Origin of the sequence: Bacillus luti (assembly GCF_009739945.1) — a bacterium.
Lineage (GTDB): Bacteria > Bacillota > Bacilli > Bacillales > Bacillaceae_G > Bacillus_A > Bacillus_A luti.
The window spans coordinates 3529064-3555542 of sequence record NZ_CP040336.1 but is presented as its reverse complement, the minus strand read 5'-3'; the positions used below and the strand labels follow the sequence as shown (position 1 = coordinate 3555542).

The 26479-nt window shown below is 34.2% G+C and carries 33 protein-coding genes, 1 pseudogene and 1 riboswitch; of the genes and pseudogenes, 24 read left to right on the top strand and 10 right to left on the bottom strand.

The window, feature by feature from the left end:
* Positions 1 to 12: 12 nt before the first annotated feature.
* Complete coding sequence (locus tag EUC40_RS18025) at positions 13 to 399, bottom strand: reverse transcriptase-like protein (RefSeq protein WP_088231524.1); 387 nt, start codon at positions 397 to 399, stop codon at positions 13 to 15.
* A 69-nt stretch (positions 400 to 468) separates the two neighbouring features.
* Positions 469 to 1341, bottom strand: a complete 873-nt coding sequence (locus tag EUC40_RS18020) for an aldose 1-epimerase family protein (RefSeq protein WP_156576207.1) — start codon at positions 1339 to 1341, stop codon at positions 469 to 471.
* Between the two features lie 132 nt (positions 1342 to 1473).
* A riboswitch (PreQ1 riboswitch) is annotated at positions 1474 to 1518 on the top strand.
* A 6-nt stretch (positions 1519 to 1524) separates the two neighbouring features.
* On the opposite strand from EUC40_RS18020, the gene EUC40_RS18015 reads away from it, so the two are divergent.
* The 3 genes from EUC40_RS18015 to EUC40_RS18005 all read left to right on the top strand — a co-directional run bounded on the left by EUC40_RS18015 (position 1525) and on the right by EUC40_RS18005 (position 2986).
* Positions 1525 to 2010 (top strand): QueT transporter family protein, encoded by a 486-nt coding sequence (locus EUC40_RS18015; protein WP_001026469.1) that lies wholly within the window; start codon positions 1525 to 1527, stop codon positions 2008 to 2010.
* A 127-nt stretch (positions 2011 to 2137) separates the two neighbouring features.
* Positions 2138 to 2797: a ribonuclease H family protein gene (locus EUC40_RS18010; protein WP_071709728.1), complete on the top strand. Its 660-nt coding sequence runs from the start codon at positions 2138 to 2140 to the stop codon at positions 2795 to 2797.
* 12 nt (positions 2798 to 2809) lie between these two features.
* Positions 2810 to 2986, top strand: coding sequence for a zinc-finger domain-containing protein (locus tag EUC40_RS18005; protein ID WP_000358801.1), 177 nt, complete (start codon positions 2810 to 2812; stop codon positions 2984 to 2986).
* Between the two features lie 34 nt (positions 2987 to 3020).
* Here the strand turns inward: EUC40_RS18005 and EUC40_RS18000 are convergent, their stop codons facing one another.
* Entirely contained in the window at positions 3021 to 3269 is a 249-nt protein-coding gene (locus EUC40_RS18000; RefSeq protein ID WP_000534394.1) for a DUF2564 family protein, read from the bottom strand.
* A gap of 119 nt (positions 3270 to 3388) precedes the next feature.
* Positions 3389 to 3586 (bottom strand): cold shock-like protein CspB, encoded by a 198-nt coding sequence (gene cspB, locus EUC40_RS17995; RefSeq protein WP_001161725.1) that lies wholly within the window; start codon positions 3584 to 3586, stop codon positions 3389 to 3391.
* A gap of 263 nt (positions 3587 to 3849) precedes the next feature.
* On the opposite strand from cspB, the gene EUC40_RS17990 reads away from it, so the two are divergent.
* The 8 genes and pseudogenes from EUC40_RS17990 to EUC40_RS27635 all read left to right on the top strand — a co-directional run bounded on the left by EUC40_RS17990 (position 3850) and on the right by EUC40_RS27635 (position 10727).
* Complete coding sequence (locus tag EUC40_RS17990; protein WP_156576206.1) at positions 3850 to 4578, top strand: YqcI/YcgG family protein; 729 nt, start codon at positions 3850 to 3852, stop codon at positions 4576 to 4578.
* A 138-nt stretch (positions 4579 to 4716) separates the two neighbouring features.
* Complete coding sequence (locus EUC40_RS17985; RefSeq protein ID WP_151626124.1) at positions 4717 to 5349, top strand: LysE family transporter; 633 nt, start codon at positions 4717 to 4719, stop codon at positions 5347 to 5349.
* A gap of 19 nt (positions 5350 to 5368) precedes the next feature.
* Positions 5369 to 5662, top strand: coding sequence for a hypothetical protein (locus EUC40_RS17980; RefSeq protein WP_000286378.1), 294 nt, complete (start codon positions 5369 to 5371; stop codon positions 5660 to 5662).
* 79 nt (positions 5663 to 5741) lie between these two features.
* Positions 5742 to 6371 (top strand): sterol desaturase family protein, encoded by a 630-nt coding sequence (locus EUC40_RS17975; protein WP_071709725.1) that lies wholly within the window; start codon positions 5742 to 5744, stop codon positions 6369 to 6371.
* A gap of 399 nt (positions 6372 to 6770) precedes the next feature.
* Positions 6771 to 7112 (top strand): DUF485 domain-containing protein, encoded by a 342-nt coding sequence (locus EUC40_RS17970; RefSeq protein ID WP_000817370.1) that lies wholly within the window; start codon positions 6771 to 6773, stop codon positions 7110 to 7112.
* A gap of 2 nt (positions 7113 to 7114) precedes the next feature.
* Positions 7115 to 8665 (top strand): solute symporter family protein, encoded by a 1551-nt coding sequence (locus EUC40_RS17965; RefSeq protein WP_071709724.1) that lies wholly within the window; start codon positions 7115 to 7117, stop codon positions 8663 to 8665.
* A gap of 190 nt (positions 8666 to 8855) precedes the next feature.
* The gene (locus EUC40_RS17960) at positions 8856 to 10205 is read left to right on the top strand and encodes an aspartate aminotransferase family protein (RefSeq protein ID WP_156576205.1); all 1350 of its coding nucleotides are present in this window, start codon (positions 8856 to 8858) and stop codon (positions 10203 to 10205) included.
* 90 nt (positions 10206 to 10295) lie between these two features.
* Positions 10296 to 10727 (top strand): annotated as a pseudogene (locus EUC40_RS27635) (DUF3986 family protein).
* A gap of 66 nt (positions 10728 to 10793) precedes the next feature.
* On the opposite strand, the gene EUC40_RS17945 reads toward EUC40_RS27635, so the two are convergent.
* Entirely contained in the window at positions 10794 to 11957 is a 1164-nt protein-coding gene (locus tag EUC40_RS17945) for a cation:proton antiporter (protein WP_156576204.1), read from the bottom strand.
* Positions 11958 to 12225: 268 nt separating this feature from the next.
* Between EUC40_RS17945 and EUC40_RS17940 the strand changes: the two genes are divergently transcribed.
* Both EUC40_RS17940 and EUC40_RS17935 read left to right on the top strand, forming a co-directional pair.
* Positions 12226 to 13065: a MerR family transcriptional regulator gene (locus EUC40_RS17940; protein WP_156576203.1), complete on the top strand. Its 840-nt coding sequence runs from the start codon at positions 12226 to 12228 to the stop codon at positions 13063 to 13065.
* A gap of 136 nt (positions 13066 to 13201) precedes the next feature.
* Entirely contained in the window at positions 13202 to 14557 is a 1356-nt protein-coding gene (locus EUC40_RS17935; RefSeq protein WP_156576202.1) for an MATE family efflux transporter, read from the top strand.
* 34 nt (positions 14558 to 14591) lie between these two features.
* Here the strand turns inward: EUC40_RS17935 and EUC40_RS17930 are convergent, their stop codons facing one another.
* Positions 14592 to 15257, bottom strand: a complete 666-nt coding sequence (locus tag EUC40_RS17930) for a DUF421 domain-containing protein (RefSeq protein ID WP_156576201.1) — start codon at positions 15255 to 15257, stop codon at positions 14592 to 14594.
* A gap of 161 nt (positions 15258 to 15418) precedes the next feature.
* Here EUC40_RS17930 and EUC40_RS17925 point away from each other — a divergent pair, with 161 nt between their 5' ends.
* The 5 genes from EUC40_RS17925 to EUC40_RS17905 all read left to right on the top strand — a co-directional run bounded on the left by EUC40_RS17925 (position 15419) and on the right by EUC40_RS17905 (position 18721).
* Complete coding sequence (locus EUC40_RS17925) at positions 15419 to 15997, top strand: YdcF family protein (RefSeq protein ID WP_156576200.1); 579 nt, start codon at positions 15419 to 15421, stop codon at positions 15995 to 15997.
* Between the two features lie 145 nt (positions 15998 to 16142).
* The gene (locus EUC40_RS17920) at positions 16143 to 16460 is read left to right on the top strand and encodes a magnetosome magnetite crystal formation protein family (protein WP_156576199.1); all 318 of its coding nucleotides are present in this window, start codon (positions 16143 to 16145) and stop codon (positions 16458 to 16460) included.
* 152 nt (positions 16461 to 16612) lie between these two features.
* Positions 16613 to 17347, top strand: coding sequence for an oxygen-insensitive NADPH nitroreductase (gene nfsA, locus EUC40_RS17915; protein ID WP_156576198.1), 735 nt, complete (start codon positions 16613 to 16615; stop codon positions 17345 to 17347).
* Between the two features lie 221 nt (positions 17348 to 17568).
* Positions 17569 to 18108, top strand: coding sequence for a sigma-70 family RNA polymerase sigma factor (locus EUC40_RS17910; protein ID WP_156576197.1), 540 nt, complete (start codon positions 17569 to 17571; stop codon positions 18106 to 18108).
* Position 18109: 1 nt separating this feature from the next.
* Positions 18110 to 18721 (top strand): PH domain-containing protein, encoded by a 612-nt coding sequence (locus EUC40_RS17905; protein WP_156576196.1) that lies wholly within the window; start codon positions 18110 to 18112, stop codon positions 18719 to 18721.
* A gap of 107 nt (positions 18722 to 18828) precedes the next feature.
* Here the strand turns inward: EUC40_RS17905 and EUC40_RS17900 are convergent, their stop codons facing one another.
* From EUC40_RS17900 to EUC40_RS17890, 3 genes are all read right to left on the bottom strand, one after another.
* Positions 18829 to 19554, bottom strand: coding sequence for a sulfite exporter TauE/SafE family protein (locus EUC40_RS17900; RefSeq protein WP_156576195.1), 726 nt, complete (start codon positions 19552 to 19554; stop codon positions 18829 to 18831).
* A gap of 175 nt (positions 19555 to 19729) precedes the next feature.
* On the bottom strand, positions 19730 to 20197 hold the full coding sequence (locus EUC40_RS17895; protein ID WP_071711309.1) for a VOC family protein: 468 nt from the start codon (positions 20195 to 20197) through the stop codon (positions 19730 to 19732).
* Between the two features lie 189 nt (positions 20198 to 20386).
* Positions 20387 to 20509, bottom strand: coding sequence for a YjcZ family sporulation protein (locus EUC40_RS17890; protein ID WP_071711308.1), 123 nt, complete (start codon positions 20507 to 20509; stop codon positions 20387 to 20389).
* Between the two features lie 249 nt (positions 20510 to 20758).
* Between EUC40_RS17890 and EUC40_RS17885 the strand changes: the two genes are divergently transcribed.
* A complete protein-coding gene (locus tag EUC40_RS17885) occupies positions 20759 to 20977 on the top strand; it encodes an aspartyl-phosphate phosphatase Spo0E family protein (RefSeq protein WP_033665457.1) in 219 nt (72 codons plus the stop codon).
* 54 nt (positions 20978 to 21031) lie between these two features.
* A complete protein-coding gene (gene hfq / locus EUC40_RS17880) occupies positions 21032 to 21220 on the top strand; it encodes an RNA chaperone Hfq (RefSeq protein ID WP_000400666.1) in 189 nt (62 codons plus the stop codon).
* A 27-nt stretch (positions 21221 to 21247) separates the two neighbouring features.
* On the opposite strand, the gene EUC40_RS17875 is transcribed toward hfq, so the two are convergent.
* Positions 21248 to 21850 carry an HD domain-containing protein gene (locus tag EUC40_RS17875; protein ID WP_071711307.1) on the bottom strand — a complete coding sequence of 201 codons (603 nt, stop codon included), beginning with the start codon at positions 21848 to 21850 and terminating at the stop codon, positions 21248 to 21250.
* Between the two features lie 173 nt (positions 21851 to 22023).
* Here EUC40_RS17875 and EUC40_RS17870 point away from each other — a divergent pair, with 173 nt between their 5' ends.
* The 4 genes from EUC40_RS17870 (at position 22024) to EUC40_RS17855 (ending at position 26263) form a co-directional block, all read left to right on the top strand.
* A complete protein-coding gene (locus EUC40_RS17870) occupies positions 22024 to 22857 on the top strand; it encodes a flagellar motor protein MotP (protein WP_156576194.1) in 834 nt (277 codons plus the stop codon).
* A 19-nt stretch (positions 22858 to 22876) separates the two neighbouring features.
* A complete protein-coding gene (locus tag EUC40_RS17865) occupies positions 22877 to 23554 on the top strand; it encodes an OmpA family protein (protein WP_000747168.1) in 678 nt (225 codons plus the stop codon).
* Positions 23555 to 23701: 147 nt separating this feature from the next.
* Entirely contained in the window at positions 23702 to 24070 is a 369-nt protein-coding gene (locus EUC40_RS17860; protein ID WP_000940567.1) for a response regulator, read from the top strand.
* A 129-nt stretch (positions 24071 to 24199) separates the two neighbouring features.
* Positions 24200 to 26263, top strand: a complete 2064-nt coding sequence (locus tag EUC40_RS17855; protein WP_156576193.1) for a chemotaxis protein CheA — start codon at positions 24200 to 24202, stop codon at positions 26261 to 26263.
* Positions 26264 to 26479 lie beyond the last annotated feature (216 nt).

The following is a 26479-nucleotide window of genomic DNA, read 5'->3' as shown; positions in this document are numbered from 1 at the left end:
CTCATACCCCCATTAATTTTGTAAGATAGCTTTTCTAGCTAATTCATCAGCTACTTTATTTTGACTACTTGGAATCCACTTAATAAAAAAGAGATCGAAACTTTTTATGTATTGCAATGCTTCATCTAAAAGTGGTGCAAACATTTTATTTTTTGCGTATTCTTTTTCAACCGCTCGCTCAACAAGCTGAGAATCTGTACGAAAAGATACAATGCTATAATTATGCTCCGTGCAATACTTTAATGCTGCAAGTAAAGCGTGGTATTCTGCTTCATGATTGGACATTGTCCCAAGTGGTAATGACAATTGTACAGGTGGTTGTACGCCTTTAATAAACACTCCAGCACCAGAAGGACCAGGATTTCCTTTTGTTGCACCATCAATATATACTTCAATCAAAATGAGAAACCTCCAAATTATAAGATTATCCCCTACTCACAAGTGTTCTCAAAGTAGGGGATAGAGTATTTATCCAATTGTAATGCTATAACGACATGTAAATGTTTCATTCGCTTGTAAAGACTGAATTCCTTTTTTTTCTTTGAAATCTTTTGCTGGTTTTACTTCATCAGCGATTCCATACCAAGGTTCGATACATAAGAAAGGTGCATTATCCCCTGGTGTCCACACACCGACAAATGGGAATCCGTCAAATTCTACTTTTACAAATTTATTATGTTTATGAGAACGAATCGAAATTTCATTCGTATTCATATTTTCAAAAATAAGCGCATCATTTTTGAATAAATCGTATGTAAGTGGTAATTCATTCGTATGTTCAGCGATTAGTTGTTTGTTATTTGAAAGATAAGGTCCTTCTAGTACACTTGTTTCTAAGCGTTCTGGACCATTAAAAGATAGATGATAATCTGTAAATGATTCGCCGTCTAATAACGGGAAATTGAATCCAGGATGTGCTCCGATTGAGAAGAACATCTCCTTTGAAGTAGGGTTGTTTACTTCATATGTCACATGAACGATTTGTCCATCCAGCTCATAAGAAACGAGTAATTCAAATTCGTATGGGTATTTTTTTAATGTTTCTTCATTACTCATAACAATATAAGTAATTTTCGTTTCACTTTGTTCTTTTACAGAGAATGTAAGATCACGAGCAAAGCCGTGTTGTGTTAAAGAATAAGGTTTTCCATCTACATAATATGTATTATCTACTAATCGACCGACAATCGGGAACAAAATTGGTGCACGGCGTCCCCAATAAGTAGAATCACCTTGCCATAAATATTCTGTGTTGTCTTCTTTTAAGCGAACGCTTTGTAATTCTGCACCCTTGTCAGAGATGGAAACGATCACTTTTTCGTTTTGAATTGTTGCAGTCATGAAGTGAAACCTCCTAAATATTTCATATGTTTCATTATACGTTGTCTACAAGGAAAAAGGTAGTTTATGATAGGAATCTATTGACGAAAGAGTGCCTATTGCGTAAAATATAATCTTGTTGCTTAAAAAACGAATAACGTGGTTCGAAACCATCCCACGTAAAAAAACTAAGGAGATTTTGTCATGAATATAAGAACATTAGTCGGTAATGGTATTTTAGCGGCATTATATATTGCTGTTTCTATGCTTATTCAGCCATTTGGCTTTACGAATGTACAGTTTCGTATTTCAGAGATGTTTAACCATCTCGTTGTATTTAATAAGAAAGCAATTTACGGAATTGTATTAGGTGTATTTTTAACGAATCTCTTTTTCTCACCAATGATCGCTTACGATTTAGTATTTGGAGTAGGGCAATCTATTCTTGCATTAGTTGCAACAATTATTTCTATGCGATTTATTAAAGGTGTTTGGGCTCGTATGATTTTTAATACAGTTATCTTTACGATTACAATGTTTATGATTGCAATCGAACTTCATCTTGCATTTGATTTACCATTTATGTTGACTTGGTTAACATGTGCAGTTGGTGAATTCGTAGTAATGGCAATTGGTATGCCTGTAATGTACTGGATTAATAAGCGAGTACAATTTGAAAGATTTATGTAATAGATGAAAGGGCTGTTCCTATAGGGGATAGCTCTTTTTGTATGTGATTATAGTGAATATAATACTGTGACTGTTGATAAAATATAATAAAATATATATAAGAAGTCTTACATAAGGGGAATCTAGTATGAAATATAAAATTCATTGGCTGTATAAAACGAAGCGTGGTTTGCATACTGAATTAACAACAGATTATATGAACATAGAGGAAGTACTTCAATTTGCGGAGGACTTCGAGAAAACAGGAAGAGTGAAAGAAATTTCATTTTACGATGAAATGGATGCAGAATGGTCATTAAAGGAAATGAAAAAGCTGAGTAAACAAGTGGAGGAAGAACCTCAAGAAATACTCGTTTATTTTGATGGTGGTTATGATGTACAGACGAAAGAAGCTGGAGTCGGTATATGTGTGTATTATAAAAAAGGAAATACAAACTACCGAATTCGCCGCAATGCATATATGGAAGGTATATATGATAATAATGAAGCGGAATATGCATCATTATTATACGGTATGAATATACTCGAGGAATTAGGGATTAAGTATGAAGCAGTTACACTTCGCGGAGATTCTCAAGTGGTGCTGCAGCAATTGGCCGGAGAATGGCCTTGCTATGATGAGCATTTAAATCATTATTTAGACCAAATTGAACAAAAGGCGAAGCAAATGAAATTAAAACTTGTATGTGAGCCAATATCTAGAAAACAAAATAAAGAAGCACATCAATTAGCTACGCAAGCATTAGAAGGAACGGTCATTGATAGTCATAAAGAAATAACCGAATAGAGAGGTGCAAAGATGGATAAAAAGCAACTCATTACGGAGGTAAATGACTTATTGGAAACATATTGTGAAGGGTGCTTTTTGCGAGAGCATAATCGAAAGACAAATAGTAAATATTATGCCCATTCCTTTTGTATTAGGCAATGTACAGTTGGAGAAACATTGAAAAAGTATGGAGAACAGTTGTCATAAAAAACATCCAGAGAAAATTCTCTGGATGTTTTTTTTAGTGCTTTGCTTCGTTTAATTGATGCTCACACTTGCTTAATTTCTTTTCCTCATTCATTAGAAATGGCTCATCTAAATCTGTCGCCACAGATTTCATAATTTCAAGTTGAGAGCGAGCTGCTTCTACAGCAGTAGTGGCATGCTCTAATGTGTCTGGATCCATTGAAATTGTTGCTGATCCTACCATTTTTTGTGCTGTTTCTACGCGGAATTTTACTTCTTCAAAATCATTTACTTCTGATCCCATTAATAATTCCTCCTTTGTATAGTGCGCATTTCACATAGTTTTTGCTCTGTAAAACGGAAATATACAAAGGAAAAACAAAGGAGGTTACCAAGTAAGGTAACCTCCTATCATATGTTGGATTAAAGTTTTACTACGTTAGCAGCTTGAGGTCCACGGTTTCCTTCAGTAATGTCGAAAGATACTTCTTGACCTTCTTCTAAAGCTTTGTAGCCGTCGCCTTGAATAGCAGAGAAATGTACGAATACATCGTCAGCACCTTCAATTTCGATAAATCCAAAACCTTTTTCGTTGTTAAACCATTTTACTTTTCCTTGCATGTTACAATTCCTCCTAAAAACGTTTGCTTTTTTCATTTAGTGAACTTCATTTAAAAGATAATATAAACTAAAAATGCTATAATCTTGAATATTCTGCTAAATGATTAATTTAAATATACACGAATTGGTAGAATTTAGTCAAGTAAGCGATTTTATTTTTTTGTATTTTTAAATAACTTTTTCAGCCGAATTTTTAAATAGGTATAGGACAGGCCAAGTATGTAATAGTCTTAATTGAATGCTATACATAATGAGGTGAAAGAATGAAGGAGTCTTACTTATTAGATAATGAAGGAATGAAAACGAGAACTGACATACCGAATTGGGTTACAAAAGAATTTCAAAATTTTTCGAGTGTTGTGCTAGAACCAACTTTCCCGTGTTATTTCGGTTTAACAGCTTTGAAAAAGAATGAACTTCGTTATTCGTTTCTTTCTCATAATGATTGGAGTCATTTGCCGCATACAATGTTATCTTTTTTGGAGTTAATGAAAGAGCGGCCGATTGTAAGAAGGGGCTTTTTTCTCTTTGTAGAACCAGAATGTGAAGAACAATCATTGGAATATTACCGTGAATACTTTTGGAAAGTACTACAGTATTTACATAAAAACGATAATCAAACATGGCCTAGGCAAATTCCACAAGACCCAGACCATTATTTATGGGAATTTTCATTTGGTGGTGAGCCAATATTCGCGTTTGGAAATGCGCCAGCTTATAAACAGAGAAAAACGAGACATTTAGGAAATTCCCTCGTTATTGGATTTCAGCCACGCACCATTTTTGATGGATTAGAAGGCGATCGTCCTAAAGGAGCATATTCGAGACAAACGGTCCGCGATCGAGTTGAAAAGTGGGATCAGCTGCCGAAACATCCTAACATTAGTCATTATGGTGACCCGGATCATCGTGAATGGAAACAATACTTCATAGGAGACGATATAGAACCGATAAAAGGAAAATGTCCTTTTCTTCATAAGATAGAAAAGTAAGAGCCATCATCTGGATGGCTCTTTTGCATATTTTGGATAAAAAAGGGTATTTTAGTAGTAAATATTTTGATGAAAGCTAGTCTATTTTTAATCATTACATCATTACTTAATAGTAAAGAAAGTAGAAAGGATAGAGAGATGTTTGGAGCGATTATACAACAAATTGTATTAGGTATTTCATTAGCTGCGCCAGTAGGTCCGATTAATATTGAAATGTTAAAACGAGGAATTGAACGAGGGTTTTGGCATGCATGGGTTGTTGGAATTGGTGGAATGACTGCAGATATTTTGTTTATGCTTCTCATTTACTTCGGTTTATCTTCTGTGTTTATGTATACATATGTACAAGCATTTATGTATTGCATTGGTTTTTTCTTGTTATTTTATTTAGGATTTCAAAGCGTAAAACAAGGAATTTCCCACTCGAATATGGAATATAACAAAGAAGAGGTAGGTGGCCTTAAGCAATCTTTTATGGCAGGTTTTTTAATTGCGATATCCAACCCATTAAATCTTGTTTTTTGGTTTGGCATATACGGCAGTACGCTTAGCTCATTACTTACAAAGGTAACGAAACAAGAAGCCTTTTTGTACAGTCTTTGCATTATTGTTGGTATTATTTTGTGGAACTTAAATATTGCTTTTTCGGTACATTTCGGAAGGACTTTATTAAAGAAAAAAGCACTTGGCTATATAACAGCCGGAGCAGGTATTATTTTAGTAGGATATTCTATCCATTTTGCATACAAGGCTTTACAGTTGTTCACATAAGATTGAAGGGGAGATTTTTATGTATCGAACCACTATTGACGGAAAAGAAATTATTATTACGTTAGCACCAAAAATCCGAAAAGAAATTACTGATAGGAATCCATTATATGAGGCAGTCTTTCAGAATGCTGCAAGATTACTCCAAACGAAGCAACCGACGTTTGCAGTAAATAATGAATTATTTGGACTCATTATTGGAGAAGTACAAAGGGGCGAAGTAACTGTATTTGCAGTGGAACATATTATTCCGAAGCAAAATATATTTGGATCAAACAATTTTTTCTCGACAATAGAGCAGCAGGCAAATTTGTAAAGTGAATAGAATAAGAATAGAAAAGAAATAGTCGTAACGATATGTTGCGGCTGTTTTTTGGGGAAAAGGGGGAAGAAAGATGAAGAGAGTGGGGAAAGAGTTCTTTTTACAACATGATATCGTTATTATGTATAGTATTCTATTTATTTTTATCATTATTTTAAAAATGCAATTTTTCACATGGATTGGTATGTTAGCGTGTCTGTTTGGCATTATTTTTTATACGTTTAACGAATATATGACACATCGTTTTTTATTCCATTTAAAGCCACCTAAAAATGCATTTTTATTAAAAATGTTAAGAAGATTACATTATGACCATCACGTATATCCAGATGATTTAAAACTTTTATTTTTGCCTGTATGGTTTAGTATACCTAGCTTTACTATTTATTTACTTATAGCATATGGTATTACAAAAAGTGTTACTGTAACACTTTCATTTGGAATCGGAATGATTATTATGCTCCTCGTTTACGAATGGAAACATTATATTGCACATAGACCGATTCGTCCCTTCACTAAGTTTGGAAGATGGCTCAAAAAACAGCATATATTACATCATTATAAAAATGAAAAATTTTGGTTCGGTGTTTCAAATCCAGTGTTCGATTTTATATTTGGAACGCTTAAAGATGGAAAAGACGTGGAATTAAGTGAAACAGCCCGTAATTTAGAAAAGGAGAAAAAGACGGAAGTGGTGCGATAAGCACTACTTTTTTATTTTGTTTTAATGTGATAAAAGTTTGAGTGGGATGGATTAAAGTATGGAAATTTTATCTCGCTATTTGCTAGGTAGGAAGACTCCTACCTTAAAAATTGGTGAGTGCGAGGGATTGAAGCGGGAGATAACCGCCCGTAACACCTTGATTGGCGAAGGATAATAATCAGTGGGAGATGGACAAAATCCTACTGATCAAAGTTTCACTTTATGTTGAAAAAGTATATTAAAAATTTAGGAGAAAATGCCGAAAAATGTCTATCGAAAAATCTTTGCAGGGATGTGTGGATTGTCTAAAATGGAAATAAGTTTCTGAATATTTATAAAATTTAGTTTTTACGCATGCAAGGGGGAATTGTACTTCAAGTACAGAGAGGGGATTAGAGAATGAAACGAGATGATACGTCAGCACGTAAGCTGCAAAATGAGGTGAATTATACAGAGGTTGTTCAGTCAGAAGAATTTCAATTGCTATTAAATACGAAAAAGAAGTTTATCGTTCCGATGAGTATTTTCTTCTTTAGTTTTTTTATTGCATTGCCTATTTTAACGTCGTATTCAAAAGTGCTCAATACACCAGCATTTGGTGATGTGACGTGGGCGTGGGTGTTTGCTTTTGCACAATTTATTATGACGTGGTCATTATGTATGATTTATAGTAAAAAAGCTGAATCCTTTGATAAAATTTCGCAAAACATTCTGCAAGACATGAAAAAGGGGAGGGGCTGAACTTGAATACGACAGCGTTTGCACTGTTTTTAATTATTGTCCTTGGTACACTAGTCATAACTTATTTTGCATCGAAAAAAACGAAAAATGCGAGTGAGTTTTACACAGCTGGAGGGGGATTGACGGGTTGGCAAAATGGCCTGGCTATTGCCGGAGATTACATGTCTGCTGCTTCATTTCTCGGTATTGCTGGAGCAATAGCGTTAACTGGATTTGACGGTTTCTTTTATAGTATCGGCTTTTTAGTTGCTTATTTAGTTGTTCTATATCTCGTTGCAGAGCCACTTAGAAATTTAGGGAAGTACACATTGGCGGATATGATTGCAGCACGTTTTGACGCGAAAAAAGTTCGCGGAGTTGCAGCGCTTAATACGATGACGATTTCGATTTTTTATATGATTGCCCAATTAGTTGGTGCGGGTGCACTTATTAAATTATTATTAGGAATCGAATATACAACATCTGTATTAATCGTTGGTACACTTATGACTGTATATGTTATTTTTGGCGGCATGACAGCTACGAGCTGGGTACAAATTGTTAAGGCTGTACTACTTATGGCTGGAACATTTATTATTTCTGTTATCGTTTTCTCAAAATTTAATTTTAGCGTGACTGAAATGTTCGCTCAAATGAAAACAGCTACTCCGTTAAAAGAGTCGTTTTTAAATCCAGGTGTAAAGTATAAAGATGGCCTTGATACGCTTTCTTTAAATTTGGGACTAGTTCTTGGTACAGCAGGATTACCACATATCCTTGTCCGCTTTTTTACAGTACGTGATGCAAAAACGGCACGTCAATCTGTTGTATATGCGACATGGTTAATTGGCGCGTTTTATATTATGACGATTTTCTTAGGATTTGGAGCAGCGGCGTTTGTAGGGAATGAGGCAATTATTAAAGCAAATCCAGCTGGTAATATGGCAGCACCTTTATTAGCTAAAGCGTTAGGCGGAGATTTTTTATTTGCTTTCGTATCAGCTATTGCCTTTGCAACGATTTTAGCTGTAGTAGCAGGACTTGTATTAACAGCGGCATCCGCTTTTGCACATGATTTTTATAATGAGATTATTCGTAAAGGAAAATCAACTGAAAAAGAGCAAGTATCAATGGCTCGTTATGCATCTATTGGAGTAGCGGTATTATCTATTATACTAGCGTTATTTGCTCAAACATTGAACGTAGCATTTTTAGTTTCATTAGCATTTGCAGTTGCAGCGAGTGCAAACTTACCAGTTATATTGTTTACAATATATTGGAAGCGCTTTAATACGACCGGTGCGATCTCTGGTATGATCGTAGGTCTTGTATCAGCAATAGTTCTCGTAGCGTTAAGTCCAAATGTATGGAACCCTGTAGCTGGAAAAGCTATATTTGTTGGAGAAGCGATATTCCCATATACGACACCTGGAATTATTTCGATTCCGCTCGGTTTTCTTGCAGCCTATTTAGGAACTGTTTTATCTAGCAAGAAAGAGGACGCAGCGAAATTTGATGAAATTCTTGTGAAATCTAATACTGGTCATGGTATTAGCGATGCATCTTCACATTAAAAAGGAGGGGCTTTTCGATACAAAAGAAAAGCTCCTTTTTCTTTTGGGATTTTCTTGTAAATATTACTGTATTGTAAGTAGGATTTTGTCTTAATTTTGTGGAATGAAAATAGCAGGGAGAAATTTAAATCATCATGGCACCAGTGCAGCTTTTGTGAAAAATAAGTTGTTATGGAAGGTGGAAGAAATGATGAAAACGAAACAAACTGATGAATTATTAGCAAAAGATGAGCAATATGTTTGGCACGGAATGCGTCCCTTTAGTCCAAATAGTACAATGGTAGGGGCAAAAGCAGAAGGGTGCTGGGTTGAAGATATACAAGGAAAAAGATATTTAGATGGTATGAGTGGTCTTTGGTGTGTGAATAGTGGATACGGAAGAAAAGAGCTCGCAGAGGCGGCATATAAGCAATTACAAACTTTATCATACTTTCCAATGTCACAATCACATGAGCCAGCTATAAAGCTTGCAGAAAAATTAAATGAGTGGCTTGGTGGAGAGTATGTTATTTTCTTCTCTAATAGTGGTTCGGAAGCGAACGAAACAGCTTTTAAAATAGCAAGACAATACTATGCTCAAAAAGGTGAACCGCATCGTTATAAATTTATGTCACGTTACCGTGGGTATCACGGAAATACAATGGCAACGATGGCAGCAACTGGACAAGCACAGCGTAAATATCAATATGAGCCATTCGCTTCAGGATTTTTACATGTAACGCCGCCAGATTGTTATCGTATGCCAGAAATCGAATCACAAAATATTTATGACGTAGAGTGTGTGAAAGAAGTAGATCGTGTTATGACATGGGAATTAAGTGAAACGATTGCAGCTTTTATTATGGAACCAATTATTACAGGAGGGGGCATTTTAATGCCGCCACAAGACTATATGAAAGCTGTTCATGAAACATGTCAAAAACACGGTGCATTACTCATTAGCGATGAGGTGATTTGCGGTTTTGGACGTACAGGAAAAGCATTTGGATTTATGAATTATGACGTTAAGCCTGATATTATTACGATGGCAAAAGGGATTACGAGCGCATATTTACCTTTATCAGCGACAGCTGTGAAAAAAGAAATATATGAAGCATTTAAAGGGAAGGGAGAATATGAATTCTTCCGTCATATTAATACATTTGGTGGAAATCCTGCAGCTTGTGCATTAGCTCTTAAAAACTTAGAAATTATGGAAAATGAAAATTTAATTGAGCGCTCTGCACAAATGGGTTCTCTTTTATTAGATCAATTAAAAGAAGAAATCGGGGAACATCCGTTAGTTGGAAATATTAGAGGAAAAGGTCTGTTAGTTGGAATCGAACTAGTAAATGATAAAGAGACGAAAGAGCCAATTGATAACGACAAAATTGCAAGTGTTGTAAATGCTTGTAAAGAAAAAGGTTTAATTATAGGAAGAAACGGCATGACAACAGCAGGATATAATAATGTCTTAACATTAGCACCACCGCTTGTTATTTCAAGTGAAGAAATTGCTTTCGTTGTTGGAACGTTGAAGACGGCGATGGAACGTATTTAATAAAATAAAAGAACAAAAGCGAGCTGTAATATAAGGCTCGCTTTTGTTTATTACGTGAAATATGGTAGTTTCTTTAGGGAGGGGATATTAATGGAGAAATATGATCTTAGTCAACATTATCACATTGGATATTATGAAGATGGACATGATTTAGAAGTGACGGCATACAAAAGAATAAATGAACCAGTTTGGGATGCTTATATTCCGCACTATGAGGCAGGAAATTTTTATCCCGCTTTAATGGGCAGTAAGACCCCCACCCAAAAATTCAGCGGAAGCAAAGAAGTTAGGTGGGGGATCAACTGCCCATAAAAGTCCGATTGGTGAAGGCTAATAATCAGTGGGGGATGAAGAAAACCCCCACTGATTAAAGTTTCACTTTATAAGAAAGTGGAGGAAATGAAGTTAGGTGAATATATCGATGATTATGGAATTAAAGTATATTCATTTCGTGATGATATCGATGATGAAGAAGCGCGAACTACTTTTGAAAACTGGTTAAAAAAGAACGAGATTGTTTAAAGGTAAAACAAAAAGGAGATTACTATCTTATAAGATAGTAATCTCCTTTTATTTATTATAGTAAACTTATTTACTTGCTTTCATTGCTTTATCTTTTGCACCAAAAGTGTATTTTAACATTGGTGGTGTAATCATCGTTGTTAAAATAACGACAATAACGATAGCTGTAAAGTAATCTTGTGCTAGTAGACCTGAAGAAAGTCCTGTTCCTGCGATGATAAGTGCAACTTCACCACGAGAAACCATTCCGGCACCGATAATTGCAGAAGACTTAGCGTCAAATCCAGTCATTCGTGCACCGAATCCACAACCGATTAGTTTCGTTAGTACAGCGATTACTGTTAATGCTAGGATGAACCCAATTTGGTTGCCAATACCATCAAATGTAATATTCATACCGATACTTACGAAGAATACTGGAACGAACATAGCGTAAGCGATTGGTTCAACTTTCTTTTCTACTTCATGTTTGTAGTTCGTTTGAGAAATAGCGATACCAGCTGCGAAAGCACCGATAATACCAGCAATTCCTAATAGTTCGCCGAAATATGCGAATGAGAAACAGATGATAAGAGCCGCGCTCACGATAGACTCAGATACGCGTAGTGGTGATAACCAGCGCATAATCGCAGGAACACCTTTCCATCCGATTAAAATAATAGAAGCGAAGAATACAACTTTTTTCAAGATAACCATTGTTAAGTTAACATCGTCTGTACCTAAGAAGCTCATTGCAAATGCTAATAAAATAACGACAAGAATGTCATCAAATACAGCAGCACCAAGCATAGTAGTACTTTCACGTGTTTTCATCTTCCCTAAATCGCGAAGTGTTTGAACAGAAATACTAACACTTGTCGCACATAGAAGTAATCCTAAGAAGACAGCATTTCCTTGTTCCATTCCCATAACAAGACCAGAAACGTAGCCACCTACGAACGGAAGAACGATACCTCCAAGTGCAACAGCTAAAGAAGAATTACGATTTGCGTTTAATTCTTCTAAGTCTGTTTCAAGTCCTGCCATAAACATTAAAAGAATAACACCGACATTACTTAATTGTGTTAAAAGCTCTGAATTTTCAATCCACCCTAATACAGCTGGACCGATAACGATACCGACAATTAATTTACCCAGTACAGAAGGTTGACCTAATCTAACACTAAGATCACCAGCAAGCTTTGTACTTAATAAAATAAGTGCAATTTGAAAGAAAAATTCGAATTCCATCGGATCCTCTCCTCATCATTTTTATTTTTATCATACGATTTCTCGGAATTTGCCTAATGAAAATATGTAAAACCCATTAAACAAAGGGTCTGATTACAAGTTCTTTTGAACTCGTAATTTGAACCTGTAATTAATATATAATAAAATGTATGAAAAATCAATGAAAAAATAGCAGATTTTCAGGATAGGATTCGATTTAGGTGTGGAGGGAATTGCTATATAATAAGAAGAAACAAGGCGACATTTTTTATGAATTGGAGAAGGGGATATGTTATTAAATAAACGTTTTACAATTGGAGAAATGGCAAAAATGCATAATATAGCGGAATCGACTTTACGCTATTATGATGAAAAAGGAATTTTTCATCCGTCTATTGTAGACCCGCAAACGAATTATCGCTATTACACAATCGACCAATTTTCACTATTAGATACGATTAAGTTTTTACGCCAATTAAATATTCCATTAAAGGAAATTAAGAAATATATTGATGAAAGAAATCCAGCATATGCACTCAATTTACTGGAAAAACAACAAGAACTGATGTTAAAAAAACAAAGAGAAATTGAGTATGCTTTGGCGAAAATGGAACATAGAATTCATTTAATTAAGGAAGCAACAAAAGCAAAAGCTGAACGAATGATAATTAAAAAGATCCCTCAGCGAAAAATTACAGCAATTGCGGTTGCCCCGAATACGACAGATGATATGTTTGAGTACTATATCCATTCGTTGCAAAAAAATATGAGACAAATGGATGATAGTTTATTTTCTGGAGATATTGGTGTAACAGTTGCAAAAAAGGGATTAATGCAAAATGAGTTTCAAGCATATAGCAGTGTTTTTATTCTTTTGGATTACATGCCTTTTCAAGTACATAGTTCAGATGAAATTAAAGAAGGTATGTTTGCCTGTGTATATCACCATGGGCCATATGAAGAAACTGATGAAACGTATAAGAAGTTAATAAAATACATTGATCAAGAAGGATACGAAGTAAGTGGAGATGCGATTGAGATTGCATTAATTGATTGGTCTGTAACAGAAAATCCAGAGGAGCAAGTAACAGAAATTCAAATTCCCATAATGAAAAAAACAGAGCAATAAGTTGTAGGGCTCGTATCATTACAAATTGGCATTAAAGACGATAATTAAGTTACCTATTTTTTAATTCTCTATTGACCTTCAAGTTACTTGAAGGTTTAAACTAAGAAAAGAGCGTTGAAAAAAGGAGCATAATAGTATGGAAGCAACAGAAAAATTAAGAGAAAAACCGATAAAAAGTTTATTTATTTCTTATTTAATACCAGCCGTTCTAGGAATGGTATTAATGTCAGTTAATATCGTGATTGATGCGGTTATGATTAGTAGAGGAGTTGGAGCAAACGGTTTAGCAGGAGTAAACGTGGCTATACCAGCCTTTTCAATTTTCTTCTCTATTTCATTATGGATTGGAATGGGCGGGGCAACGTTATATTCCATTGCATTAGGTGAAAATAAAATAGAAAGAGCAAGGTCTATTTTTACTCAATCCATGACGGTAGCAGTAATTATCGTAGGTGTTTTAGCAGCAATTTGCTTATGGAGAATAGAAGATTTAGCATACGTATTCGGTGCAAATGAAGTGATTTTACCGTATGCACTAGACTATTTACACGTATTATTAACATTTGGAATGATATACGTTTTAGAAAATATTTTAAGTACATTTATACGAAATGATGGAAATCCAAATTTAGCAATGGCTGGTCTTGTTGTAACAGCTGTATTAAATATACTGTTTGACTATATCTTTATTTTTATCTTTGGATGGGGCGTAACAGGTGCTGCTTCAGCGACTATTCTTTCAGCAGCGATTGGTTTCCTTGTATTATTAACTCATTTCTTTAGAAAAAGTAGTATTTTAAAGTGGACGAAATTCCATTTTGAGTGGAGTACAGTTAAACAAATCATGATAATAGGTTTCCCGAGCTTTACAGCAGAAAGCACAGTTGCAATCGTAACGATTGGTTTTAATATCGCATTTGTTCAATATGCAGGAGAAGTAGGAGTAGCTTCCTATGCGATGGTGAATAGTATTCATGCAATGACATTACTATTATTCTTCGGTGTTGGAGCAGCATTGCAACCAATTGCTAGTTTTCATTACGGGGCAAATTTATCAGAGAGACTTCGTGAAGGATTACAGTTTGCTGTGAAAATTGCAGTTGTCCTCGGAGGCGTTGCGATAATTGTCGGATTATTCTTCGGGAAATATATCATTGATTTATTTGATGTTCAATCTCCAGAATTATTGGAGTTAACCTTAACAGGTATTAGTTTATTCTTTATCCAATACGTATTTTTAGGTTATAACATTGTGTATGGAGAGTACTTCCAATCAGTGCGACAAACGAAGAAATCAGTACTTATTATAATGAGCCGTGGATTACTATTTATCATTCCATTGTTATGGATTATGCCGAAATTATTTGGTATAAATGGGATTTGGCTCGTTATGCCAGTTGCTGAAGTAATGACAGCAATTATCGTATTTACAATGAATCGTATGAAACATCCTGTTCCATTAAATATGGCAGGAGAGAAAGAAGCGATATGATAAAAAATCCCCTTAAGCAATTAAGGGGATTTTCTTATTCTTTTAAACTAATCGCAAAAGATCCATCCGTTTCTTGAACAGAAGCAAAGGCAACGTTTTTAATATTTGTAATTCCTTTTTCTTTTAATTCTTTATATAACCATTTTTCATCTTTATGTATTAACTTTAAGTTATCATATTGAATTTGTGAATCGACGATAAGTGCAATTGGTAATCCAGCATATGTAACATCAATGTTTAAATCTTTCGGAGTCAATGGTACAAGCTCCCTCTTTGGTAAAATACTAATCGCTCCATTCGCTTCTAAAATTGCATATTCAATTTCATGAACACTTGGGTACCCAGCGACGCGAAGGTTAGATAGTAGTTCAGCAATTGGATATCTACTTTTTTGCAAGTTCTCAAAAATAATATCACCATGTTTAATTAAAATGATAGGGTGTCCGAGAATAAAACGATTTAGTTTGTTGAATAGGCTTAATTTTGTAAGGAGTAAATGTAAACATGTAATAACAACCATACCGAGAAATGCTTGTAAAGCACCAGAGACGGGGATGGCCTGGAAAGCTAAATAAGATAAAAAAATTATAGCCCCAAAATCATGAGGAGTTAGTTGCGCTAACGCGGATTTACCGAGTAACTTAAGCGATAGTAAAAATAAGATGAAAAAGAACGACACGTTACATAAAAAGAGAAGCAATAGAGACACTCCTTCGTGTAAAGTTGTACTTACTATTCCCGAAAGTAATATAAATATTACCTTTCAGAGGATAAATTAGGGTTTATTGGAATTTGTCTGTATACAAACAAATAAATGGATATTATCATGAAGAAAGTAAAAGAAAATAGGAGTATATGAGTATGAGAAAGAAGAGAATAATAAAGTGCATTTTAGTTGTTATAATGATTTGCGCCGTATATGCGGGGTTTTTACAATATCACATTTATAAGCATGGACATATGAATGCAAGTGACGATGCTGAGTACATAATTGTACTAGGATCGAAAGTAAATGGAACGAAACCATCTTATTCATTGCAATATCGTATTGATAAAGCAGCTGAATATTTAAAATCACATGAGAAAACAATCGCTATCGTATCTGGCGGACAAGGAAAAGGTGAAGATATTTCAGAAGCATTAGCGATGAAACAAGGATTAATGAAACAAAATATTGCAGAAGAGCGTATTATAATGGAGGATAAATCAACGAGTACAGATGAGAATATTACATTCTCAAAACCGTTAATTCCAGCCAATATGAAAAAAGGTATGATCGTAACGAATGATTTCCATATGTTTAGAGCGAAAAAAATAGCAGCAAAGCAAGGTTTGCAGTTAGAAGGTCTACCGGCCAAAACACCGAAGCCCATTATCATTTCATCAAATGTCCGAGAATATTTAGCGATTACGCAATATTGGTTTATGAATCGAATATAGTGAAAGTGATCCCGCCAGCATTCCAGGCGGGATTTTTTGAGGGAAATCTTACAAATATGTCATGTTCATGAAAGGTAAAGCGATAGTTTCTGGAGTAGATTCCTGACATAATGAAGATAACAAAAACTATTTAGAGGTGAATCGGATGAAAGGAAATAATATATTATCTTCACTATGTTACTTTAGTATCTTTTTTGCACCATTTTTACTACCAATTATCGTGTACTTCGTTGCGGAAGACGAAGTGAAATATCACGCGAAAAAAGCATTTTGGTCACATATTTTCCCGTATGCAATCTTATTTGCTGGATTAGCAGTGTCAGGCGTATACGGTTTAGGCTTTGGTCAATCTGATGGTGCGGGAATTGGGATGGCTATCACATATGCAGTATTCATACTTGTAGGAATTTACTACTTCATTTGGAATATCGTAAAAGGTATTAAAGTGTTGAAAACGGCGTAATAAGACAATGGAAAATTTCATTTACCGTATTCATAGACGTTTTAAAAAAAGAGCAATTCACAAAAAGAATTGCTCTTTTTGTGCTTATAAGTTGTGAATATTAAAAAAGATGTGTTAATTTTTCATTATGAAGAGAAAAAGGAGTGATTTTCATGAATGAGATAATACATAAGATAGAGCAACACGTTTCAGTTCGTAAATATAAAGAAGAAGCAATTCCGAAAGATGTAGTAGAAAAGATGGTGCACGCTGCGCAACATGCGGCTTCATCACATTTTGTACAGGCGTATTCTGTTATATATGTAACAGATCAAGACCTAAAGGCTAAACTAGCAGAGCTATCCGGAAATCGCCATGTGAAAGACTGCGCAGCATTTTTTGTTTGTTGTGCAGATTTAAAACGACTTGAAAGGGCATGTGAAAAACATGGTACAGAAATAAAGCATGAAGGAGTGGAAGACTTTATCGTTGCGACGGTAGATGCTTCACTTTTTGCGCAAAACTTAGCGTTAGCAGCAGAGTCATTAGGATACGGAATTTGCTATATTGGTGGAATTCGTAATAATCCGAGAGAAGTGAGCGAATTGCTTCATTTACCGGATAAAGTATACCCTGTATTCGGAATGACAGTCGGTGTACCAGATGAAGAACATGGAGTTAAACCACGTTTACCAGTAGCAGCAGTTCTTCATGAAAATGGATATGATGAAAAGAAATATGATGAATTATTAAATGAATATGATGAAACGATGAACTCGTATTACAAAGAAAGATCATCAAACAAGAAAAGCGTAACATGGACGGAATCAATGAGTTCGTTTATGTCTAAAGAAAAAAGAATGCATATGAAAGAGTTTTTAAGTGAAAAAGGATTTAATAAGAAGTGAGTAAAGAGGCAAACCTGTGATGCGGGTTTGCCTTTTTTTGAAGGAGAAATACCTAAGGCCAGAAAGTTGTCTATTCTTTCTGATCTTAGGTATTTTGTTTGTTATCATATACATAGAAATAAAAATTAATAATTTTTTACAAAAGTGATAGAAAATGAGAATAAAATGCCAATAGTAAGTAAAAGCAGCTGCTAAAGGGGAACTGAGGAAGGAAGAGGCTTATGATTTTCAATTCTGAAGAGGATTTAATTATAGCTATGAAAAAACATGATCAAGATGCTTTGAAAGAAGTGATTGATCAATATGGAAAATTAATTTTGTACATTATTCATAAATCATTAAGTACCCCTATTGAAAAACAATATGTGGATGATTGTTATAACGATGTATTTACTATCATTTGGTTTAATATCGATCAATTTGATACAGAAAAGGGAAACTTAAAATCTTGGATGATTGGTATTACTAAATTGAAGGCATTGGAATATAAAAAGAAAGTATATAAAGAGAATAAAATCGATAAAGACGTAGAAATAGATACAGGTGTACATGATAGGTACGAAATAGAACAAGAAGAAGAGATTATGGAAATAGTTCAAGATTTAAATAAGAAAGATCGATATATTTTTTTAAAGAGGTATATTGATGGATATTCCATTGACGATATTGCGAAAGAATTAAAAGTAACGGCGGATTATATATACAATCGAATTTCTCGTGGGAAGAAAAAACTTCAAAAACTGTGGAAAGGGAGTGTGTAATATGGATAAAAGATTATTATCGATGTTAAATGAGCTCCAATATTCAGAGGAAGAAATTACACGTTTAGAAAAAGAGGCGAATGATTCTATAAATATAGATAAATATTATGTGAGAAATGGAGAGTTACTAAAAAAATTAACTTTACAAATGTTAGAAGAATCCATTCGCAACGAATTACAAACGGGTGAAGAAATTGAGAAAGAACTGCTAGTAGACGAAGGATGTATGGTAAATAGTAAAATTATACCCAATATATTATACGTAGGAGCTACTTTTTATTATTATATCGTGTTAACAAATAAGAGAGTGATCATGAAAGGATTAGATTGTTATTTCAAAAAAACAAATGAACATAGTATACCATTAGAGGATATACAATTCATTTCGCAACATAAAAAAATGAAAAATGTCTTTGAGGTTAAATATAATAACAATTATATACAATTTGGAAGTGTTGAGTATGCACGTGAAATTGCAATGATTATTATGGAGTTAAAAAAACGCGGAGTAAAAGTAGAAAAGTATACAGATTTTGAAAAAGGATTTTTCTTAGTCTTTAATATATTCGTGATAGTAAGTGCAGGTCTTTGTTTTATAAAGTATTTAATGTAAAAAGCGGCATAATAGCCGCTTTTTATCGTTTAGTTAGTTTGTATTAATGATTTTGTAGCTTTAAAATACAACAATAATTCCATTGAATCTATGTGTCATTGTACCATCTATAACAAATGCAAACTGTCAATAAGAAGATAAATACCTGTACAGCTCAAAAGGATATATGTAAATATTTTAAAAACTTGTTGATTAAGCCAATTGAAAATAAGTTGACCTATAAACAAACCTAAAAATACAATTGGAATTGCATAAAAACTTGATTTCCAAATTGTTATGTCCGTCCCAGTAAAGAGTATTTGAGTTAGTAGACTAATGAAATATATAAACAGATAAAAAGCTAAAGTAGTTGCTCTTAACTTCTCTTTTTCAGTATCAGTTCCTGTAAAGTAAAGTAGCAGAGGAGGTCCAGGCATACCAATACTCGTCGTTAATAGTCCTGATAATCCACCAACTACGAAATCTCTAAACGGTGTTGATCTAACTTTAACATTGCATAGTAGCAACAATGTTAATAGTAAGAGTAGGATGCTAATTGTTAATTTAAAAGTGTTTATGTTAACGGAAATGAAGATTAAAATTCCAAAAGGTACACCGGCTATACTTCCAAAAATAAACCGTTTCAGTAAAATAAAATCAACGTCCATTCGTATTTTCCACATGAGTGATATGGAAATAATTAATGATAAAATAATGTTTATTTGTATGGCTTCCTGTGGTAGGAATAGCATTAATAAAAAGGGGGTTGCCATTATAGAAAAGCCAAAACCTGTACTTGCTTGCAAAATAGAAGCCACTAATATAATACATATGAAAATGAATGTGATCCCCAAAATAGCCCTCCTATTTAATTAAACTCAATAACTATTTTAAGTCTAACATTTAAGTGCAAACTTTCACAAACTTATTTGTATTTTAACATAAATATGTAGTTTCTTCTCAAATGATATTTTAAAAAAATTATTGTTGGGCAAGAAATAATGAATGGGATCAAATTAACATAAAAGTTTAATCCTTATGTAATGACGATGTTTGAACTTGTTTTTTCCACTCGCTTAAATACACTTTCTTTTCTGTAGGCAGTCCAACTGGTAATTGTGCAATCAGTTCTAAACTATTTCCATCAGGGTCGTTAAAGTATACGGCGGCATGTGCTAATTCCGGAAAAACAATTGGCTCAATTGGTTCCATTCCAAAGTCTTTTCGTGCTGAAATGCCTTTTTGACTTAGCCAATGTATCGCATGTTCTAAATCATGTAAACTTACTTGAAAGGCGATGTGTCGTAAAGAGGGATGATAATTAACTTTGTATTCTGTGCCTTCCCAAAGGCCGAGCCAACTTTCATTTTCTTTAATCCAAAAGAAAGCAATGTCGTCTCCTCTTTTATACAATTTCAGTCCAAGTGATTCGTAAAAAGGTATAGACACTTCTAAGTTACGGACGGGTAAATGTGCTTCGTAAAGACCTTTAATCATTGTAATCCTCCTAAGTAAAAAACGTTTCTTATTTCATAGTAAACGTTTTTTTATTAGTTGAAATCACAAAAAAGAGGGATATAATTTCATACGAAAGTATGAAAAAACAGCTCAAATATGAGCTGTTTTCATATAGTTTTTAGTTTCTTTGCTGCATGCCTTTAGAGTTAGTGCAAAGGATATGATATGTTAATATCCGTATCCGCCGCCACCACCCCAACAGCTACATCCGATAATGATTAGAAGGATGAATAGTACGATAAGCAAAGCAAATCCACCGCCGAAACCAGCGCAACTTCCACCATAGCTCATGTGTTTTCCTCCTTTTTAGGAAAGTCATCTTTATAGTTCATGGACTACTATATACAGTATGTTTTTTGTAGGGGAAAGGAGCCAGTCTCATTTGTAATTAGACAAACGCCTGTAAATTCATTTGGATTGTATTTGTAAGGTGATTTATGCGTGGATATGTGGAGCATCGTTATATAATTTGCAATTTGTTCATAAAAAAATATAAAAAATTGTAAAAAAAACCATTTTTATATTTTTTTATGTGGGAATTTGTACTATAATTTTACAAGTAATATTATGGGAAAAGGGAGTTTTAGTAAAGAGATGGAGATGGGACAATTACAAAATAAAATAGAAAACAAAAAGAAAGAGTTAATTCAACTTGTTGCTAGACATGGATTGGATCATGATAAAGTTTTGTTATTTAGCCGAGATTTAGATATACTAATTAATAAGTTTATGAATGTAAAAGATAAGATGCATAAATGAAAAATTTATAGTTTTTTATATTAAGATGTTTTGTAAGGAAGGAGAGAGCAGTAATTGGAACATTTACAAGAAGAGTTGTATAAACAAATAAAAGAAGAAAAGGGTACGGTTACAATTTTCTTAAAGAGTGGCGTTAGAATAGTAGGAGAAGTTGTTGGGGTAGATAAATTTACAGTTTTAATGTTAGTCGATGGAAAACAACAACTTATTTACAAGCAGGCTGTATCAACAATAATGAAATAAGACACTCGTTTTGAGTGTCTTATTTCATTATCGTTTGCAAGCTTCAACGTCAATGCCGGCAGCTATTAATTTTTTTTCGCCATCTTGTTCAATAATCTTTTGTAATTTAGATAGGAAAGTATCAAAATTCGTATGCTTTGCTACTTGGAATGTCATTTTATGCTCAATTGGTAGCCACGTATCAATATGAGCTTCGTTATGCTGAATTTTCACCTCAAGTTTATCAAGTGCGTTCGCAACTTTTGCTTCGTACGTTTCTTTCGCTTCAAACTCCATCCATAAATCATACAATTCCTCACCGAGAGAACCTGTTAATGTTTGTTTAATATTTAAAATTGCTTCTAGTTCATTTTTTTGTTTTTGTAATTGTAACTCGTGACTATTCATTGTATCAAAGGCTGGAATATCACCTGCTTCAGCTTCGACTAGGTCGTGAATAATAACCATTTTAAGTAATTTTTCAATATTTACTTTTTGATCCAAATAAGGCTCAACTAAAATGGCCATTAGAGACATGCGCCACGTATGTTCTGCTACACTTTCTTGGCGTCCGTTAGAAAGCCAGCTATGCCGCATTTCGTATTTTAGTTTTTCAGCTAGTGCAATGACTTGTAAAATGTTATGTTCCATCGTGATCCTCCTCATATTGGCATACCATAATTCTAATAGGGAAATGAAATGTGTCAATTTTATGAGTATATTGCGATAAATAGATGATAGGCGTATAATACATATTATATGTGAAAACGTATTATTAAAATAAAAAAATGTTTTATGAAAATAAAAAAGGGAAGGGCAAGAATATGGGAGACGAAAATCAAATATTTGCTAGACCACAAAGAAAAAAAAGGAAGTTTGACATTTCTAGCCCAATGGGTATCATAATAGGTTTCGCCATAGTGATAGCGGCAATCATGCTTGGCGGCGGCGGAATAAAAGCGTTTAAAAACTTCTTAGACGTTTCATCTATTTTAATTGTCATAGGGGGAACAACAGCGACGATTGTTGTAGCGTATCGATTTGGAGAAATAAAAAAATATACGAAAAGTATTTTTACTGTTTTACATAGAAGAGAAGAAGATTTAGAACAGTTAACGGATTTGTTTGTTGATTTTTCGAAAAAGTCTAAAAAACACGGTTTGCTTTCTTTAGAAGTTGATGGAGAGCAAGTAGACAATCCGTTTATTCAAAAAGGAATTCAACTCATGTTAAGCGGTTACGATGAAGATGAATTAAAAGAAGTGTTAATGAAAGATGTAGAAACAGAAGTGTACGAATTAAGAAAGGGAGCAACTTTATTAGATAAAATTGGTGATTTTGCCCCAGCCTGGGGGATGATAGGGACTTTAATCGGTCTGATCATTATGCTTCAAAACTTGCAAGATACGTCGCAAATTGGGACAGGGATGGCAGTTGCAATGCTAACGACATTGTATGGATCTATACTTGCGAATATGATTGCAATCCCTCTTGCTGAAAAGGTATATCGTGGAATTGAAGATTTGTATACAGAGAAGAAGTTTATAATTGAAGCAATTTCAGAATTATATCGTGGGCAAATCCCTTCTAAATTAAAGTTAAAACTGGATACATATGTATACGAATCGAAGACAAAAAAAGTAAAACGAGCAGCCTAATATTTCAAGGAGTGGTATGATGAAAAAACGACCGCAAAAGGGATCGCCTCGTTGGATGACAACTTTTACTGATTTAACGATGTTATTATTAACTTTCTTTGTATTACTAGTTGCTACATCAAAGCAAGATACAGTAAAATTATCAAAGATGCTTGAAAAGTTTAGTGACGCGGAGCAAGTAGATGCAAAAGTAATGGAAAATACAATACCAGATATTTCACATGAAAAAAATGATGAAAAAATGGTCTCAAAGAAGCGAATGGACGACTTGTATAAAAAGTTAAAAGCGTATGTAGATAATAACGGTATTAGTCAAGTGAATGTATACCGAGAGGATACAGGAGTAAGCATCGTTATAGTAGATAATTTAATATTTGACACGGGTGATGCGAGCGTTAAACCAGAAGCAAAAGAGATAATTAGTCAATTAGTCGGATTTTTCCAATCGGTACCAAATCCGATTGTTGTGGAAGGACATACAGATAGTAGACCAATCCATAATGAAAAGTTTCCTTCTAACTGGGAATTATCTTCAGCAAGAGCGGCTAATATGATACATCACTTAATCGAGGTGTATCATGTGGATGATAAAAGATTAGCTGCGGTAGGATATGCAGATACAAAGCCAGTTGTACCAAATGATTCACCGCAAAATTGGGAGAAAAACCGTCGCGTTGTCATTTATATAAAAGAATAGTATATTATTTTAATAATAATATAATAAAAATACAGAAATTCTTTTAAAAAAATATTAAATTTTATCGTTTTATTTTGTATAATGAGTGAGAATGATAAGGTGAAATATTAAGATATTTTTATACATAGAAGGAGAGAATCTAAAAGAATGGCACATAAAATTTTAGTTGTAGACGATGCGATGTTTATGCGAACGATGATTAAAAACTTATTAAAAAGTAATGCTGAATTTGAAGTTATCGGTGAAGCGGAGAATGGGATAGAAGCAATTCAAAAATATAAAGAGCTTCAACCTGACATTGTAACATTAGATATTACTATGCCGGAAATGGACGGACTTGAAGCATTAAAAGAAATTATGAAAATTGATGCAAGTGCAAAAGTTGTTATTTGTTCTGCAATGGGACAACAAGGGATGGTATTAGATGCAATTAAAGGCGGGGCAAAAGACTTTATTGTAAAACCATTCCAAGCGGATCGTGTAATTGAAGCTTTAACAAAAGTAGCAAATAGCTAATATAAAAGGGGTGCCACAAGGAATCAAAACAATGATAGCGGATAGGTGTGTGGCCCCCTTTTTTCTCGTTATAAAACATTAAATTGTTATACATGAATGAAATGTTTGTTAGACAGGTAGGGGATTAAAATGCAAACAGATCTATTAAATATATTTTTTGAAGAATCAGAAGAACATTTACAGTCGCTAAATGAAAATGTGCTAATTTTAGAACAGAATCCTGCTGATATGGGTGTAGTCGGAGAAATATTCCGCTCAGCTCATACATTTAAAGGTATGTCTGCAAGTATGGAATTTACAGAAATGGCGGATTTAACGCATAAAATGGAAAATGTGTTAGATGAAATCCGCCATGGGAATATAGTGGTAAATGCAAATATTATTGATGTGATTTTTGAGTGCATTGATAATTTGGAGAAGATGGTTGCAGATGTGCAACAAGGCGGAATGGGTAATATTGATGCTGCATCGACTAAACAAAAATTAGAAGTGCTATTGAATGGTAATGTAGAAGTTTCTGCAGACAACGTGGAGAACAATCGTATAAGTAATAAGAATGTAGTTTCGCATGAAGTGCACATAACTGTTGAACAACAAGCGATTTTAAAAGCAGTACGTGCCATTATGTGTATTGAAGCACTGCAAAATTTAGGGGATATACAAAAAACAGTTCCAAGTATTGAAGAAATCGAGGCGGATGCTTTCGGATTTGAGTTCACAGTATTTATGAATACGGATCGTAGTGTAGAAGAATTGAAACAAGTAGTACTTCATGTTTCTGAAATTGATAAAGTAGAAGTAAAGCAAGGAGAATCCTCGCAGGAAGTAGTTTCGCCAGAAGTCGTTGTACAGGAATTTGTACGAGTAGAAGAAACGGTACAACCTGCTATAGTTACGCAAATGGAAACTCCTATAGAGGCGGTGGTACAACCTGCTATGGTTACGCAGTTGGAAACCCCTATAGAGGAGGTGGCACAACCTGCTAGTGCTACGTCAGCTAAAAGCACAACGAAAACGAAAAATGCTAAAGTGGAGAATCGTTCCATTCGTGTTCAATTAGAGAAAATTGAAAGACTAATGAATATGTTTGAAGAAAGCGTAATTGAGCGTGGGCGCATCGATGAATTGGCACAAACGATTCAAAACAAGGAATTAATTGAGCATTTAAATCGATTAGGTGATATTTCAAAAGATATTCAAAATGTATTACTAAATATGCGTATGGTTCCAATTGAAACTGTTTTTAACCGTTTCCCGCGTATGGTACGTATGTTAGCGAAAGATTTAGGGAAGAAAATTGATTTGCAAATTACAGGTGAAGATACTGAAGTTGATAAAATTGTTATTGATGAAATCGGTGATCCACTTGTTCATTTAATTCGTAATGCGATTGATCATGGTATTGAAACTGTTGAACAACGTCGTGATGCAGGTAAAAACGAAACAGGTACGATTAAATTAGAGGCGTTTCATAGTGGAAATCATGTCGTTATTCAAATTACGGATGATGGAAATGGTATTTATAAAGGGAAAGTATTAGAAAAAGCGATTAAAAATGGCGTTGTAACAGAAGCAGAGGCAAATAAATTAACAGACCGTGAAGTATTTGATTTGATCTTCCAACCAGGATTTAGTACAGCTGAAGTCGTATCAGATCTTTCAGGACGTGGTGTTGGATTAGATGTTGTGAAGCATACAATCCATAGTCTAGGTGGCCATTTGATTATTGATTCTGAGGAAGGAAAAGGAAGTACATTTAGAATTGAACTTCCGTTAACTTTATCCATTATTCAATCGATGCTCGTTCAAACGAATGATAAGCGTTATGCTTTACCTCTTGGAAGTATTGTTGAAGCAATTCGAATTAAGAGAGAAGACATTCAATCCTTACAAGGGAAAGATGTATTAAACTATCGCGATCAAATTATTGAAGTGAAGCATTTAAGTACTGTATTTGGTGAAAAAACAGTAGATGAGGCGTTTGAGTCATATGATAGTCAAATGGTTCCTGTGTTAATTGTTCGTAATACACACCGCAGCTATGGACTTATTGTAAACACAATTATCGGTCAAAGAGAAATAGTCTTAAAGTCATTAGGTGACTTCTTTGCAGAGAGCTCTAACTATTTCTCTGGTGCAACGATTCTTGGTGATGGACGAGTGGTCCTCATTTTAAACCCAGAAGGTTTATAATAGGAATGAAGGAAGGCTCCCCACTTGTATACAATTGGGGAGCTTTTTGGTTCATTACGAATATGAAAAAATGAATTACATGTAATTGAAAAAAATGTGTATGAACGATTCGTATAATAAGTTTGTTAAAATATAATAATTGAAAATTTATCCCGCTATTTGCCGGGTAGTAAGACCCAAAGCTCAAAATTCGGAGAGTGCGATGGAGTTAGGCGG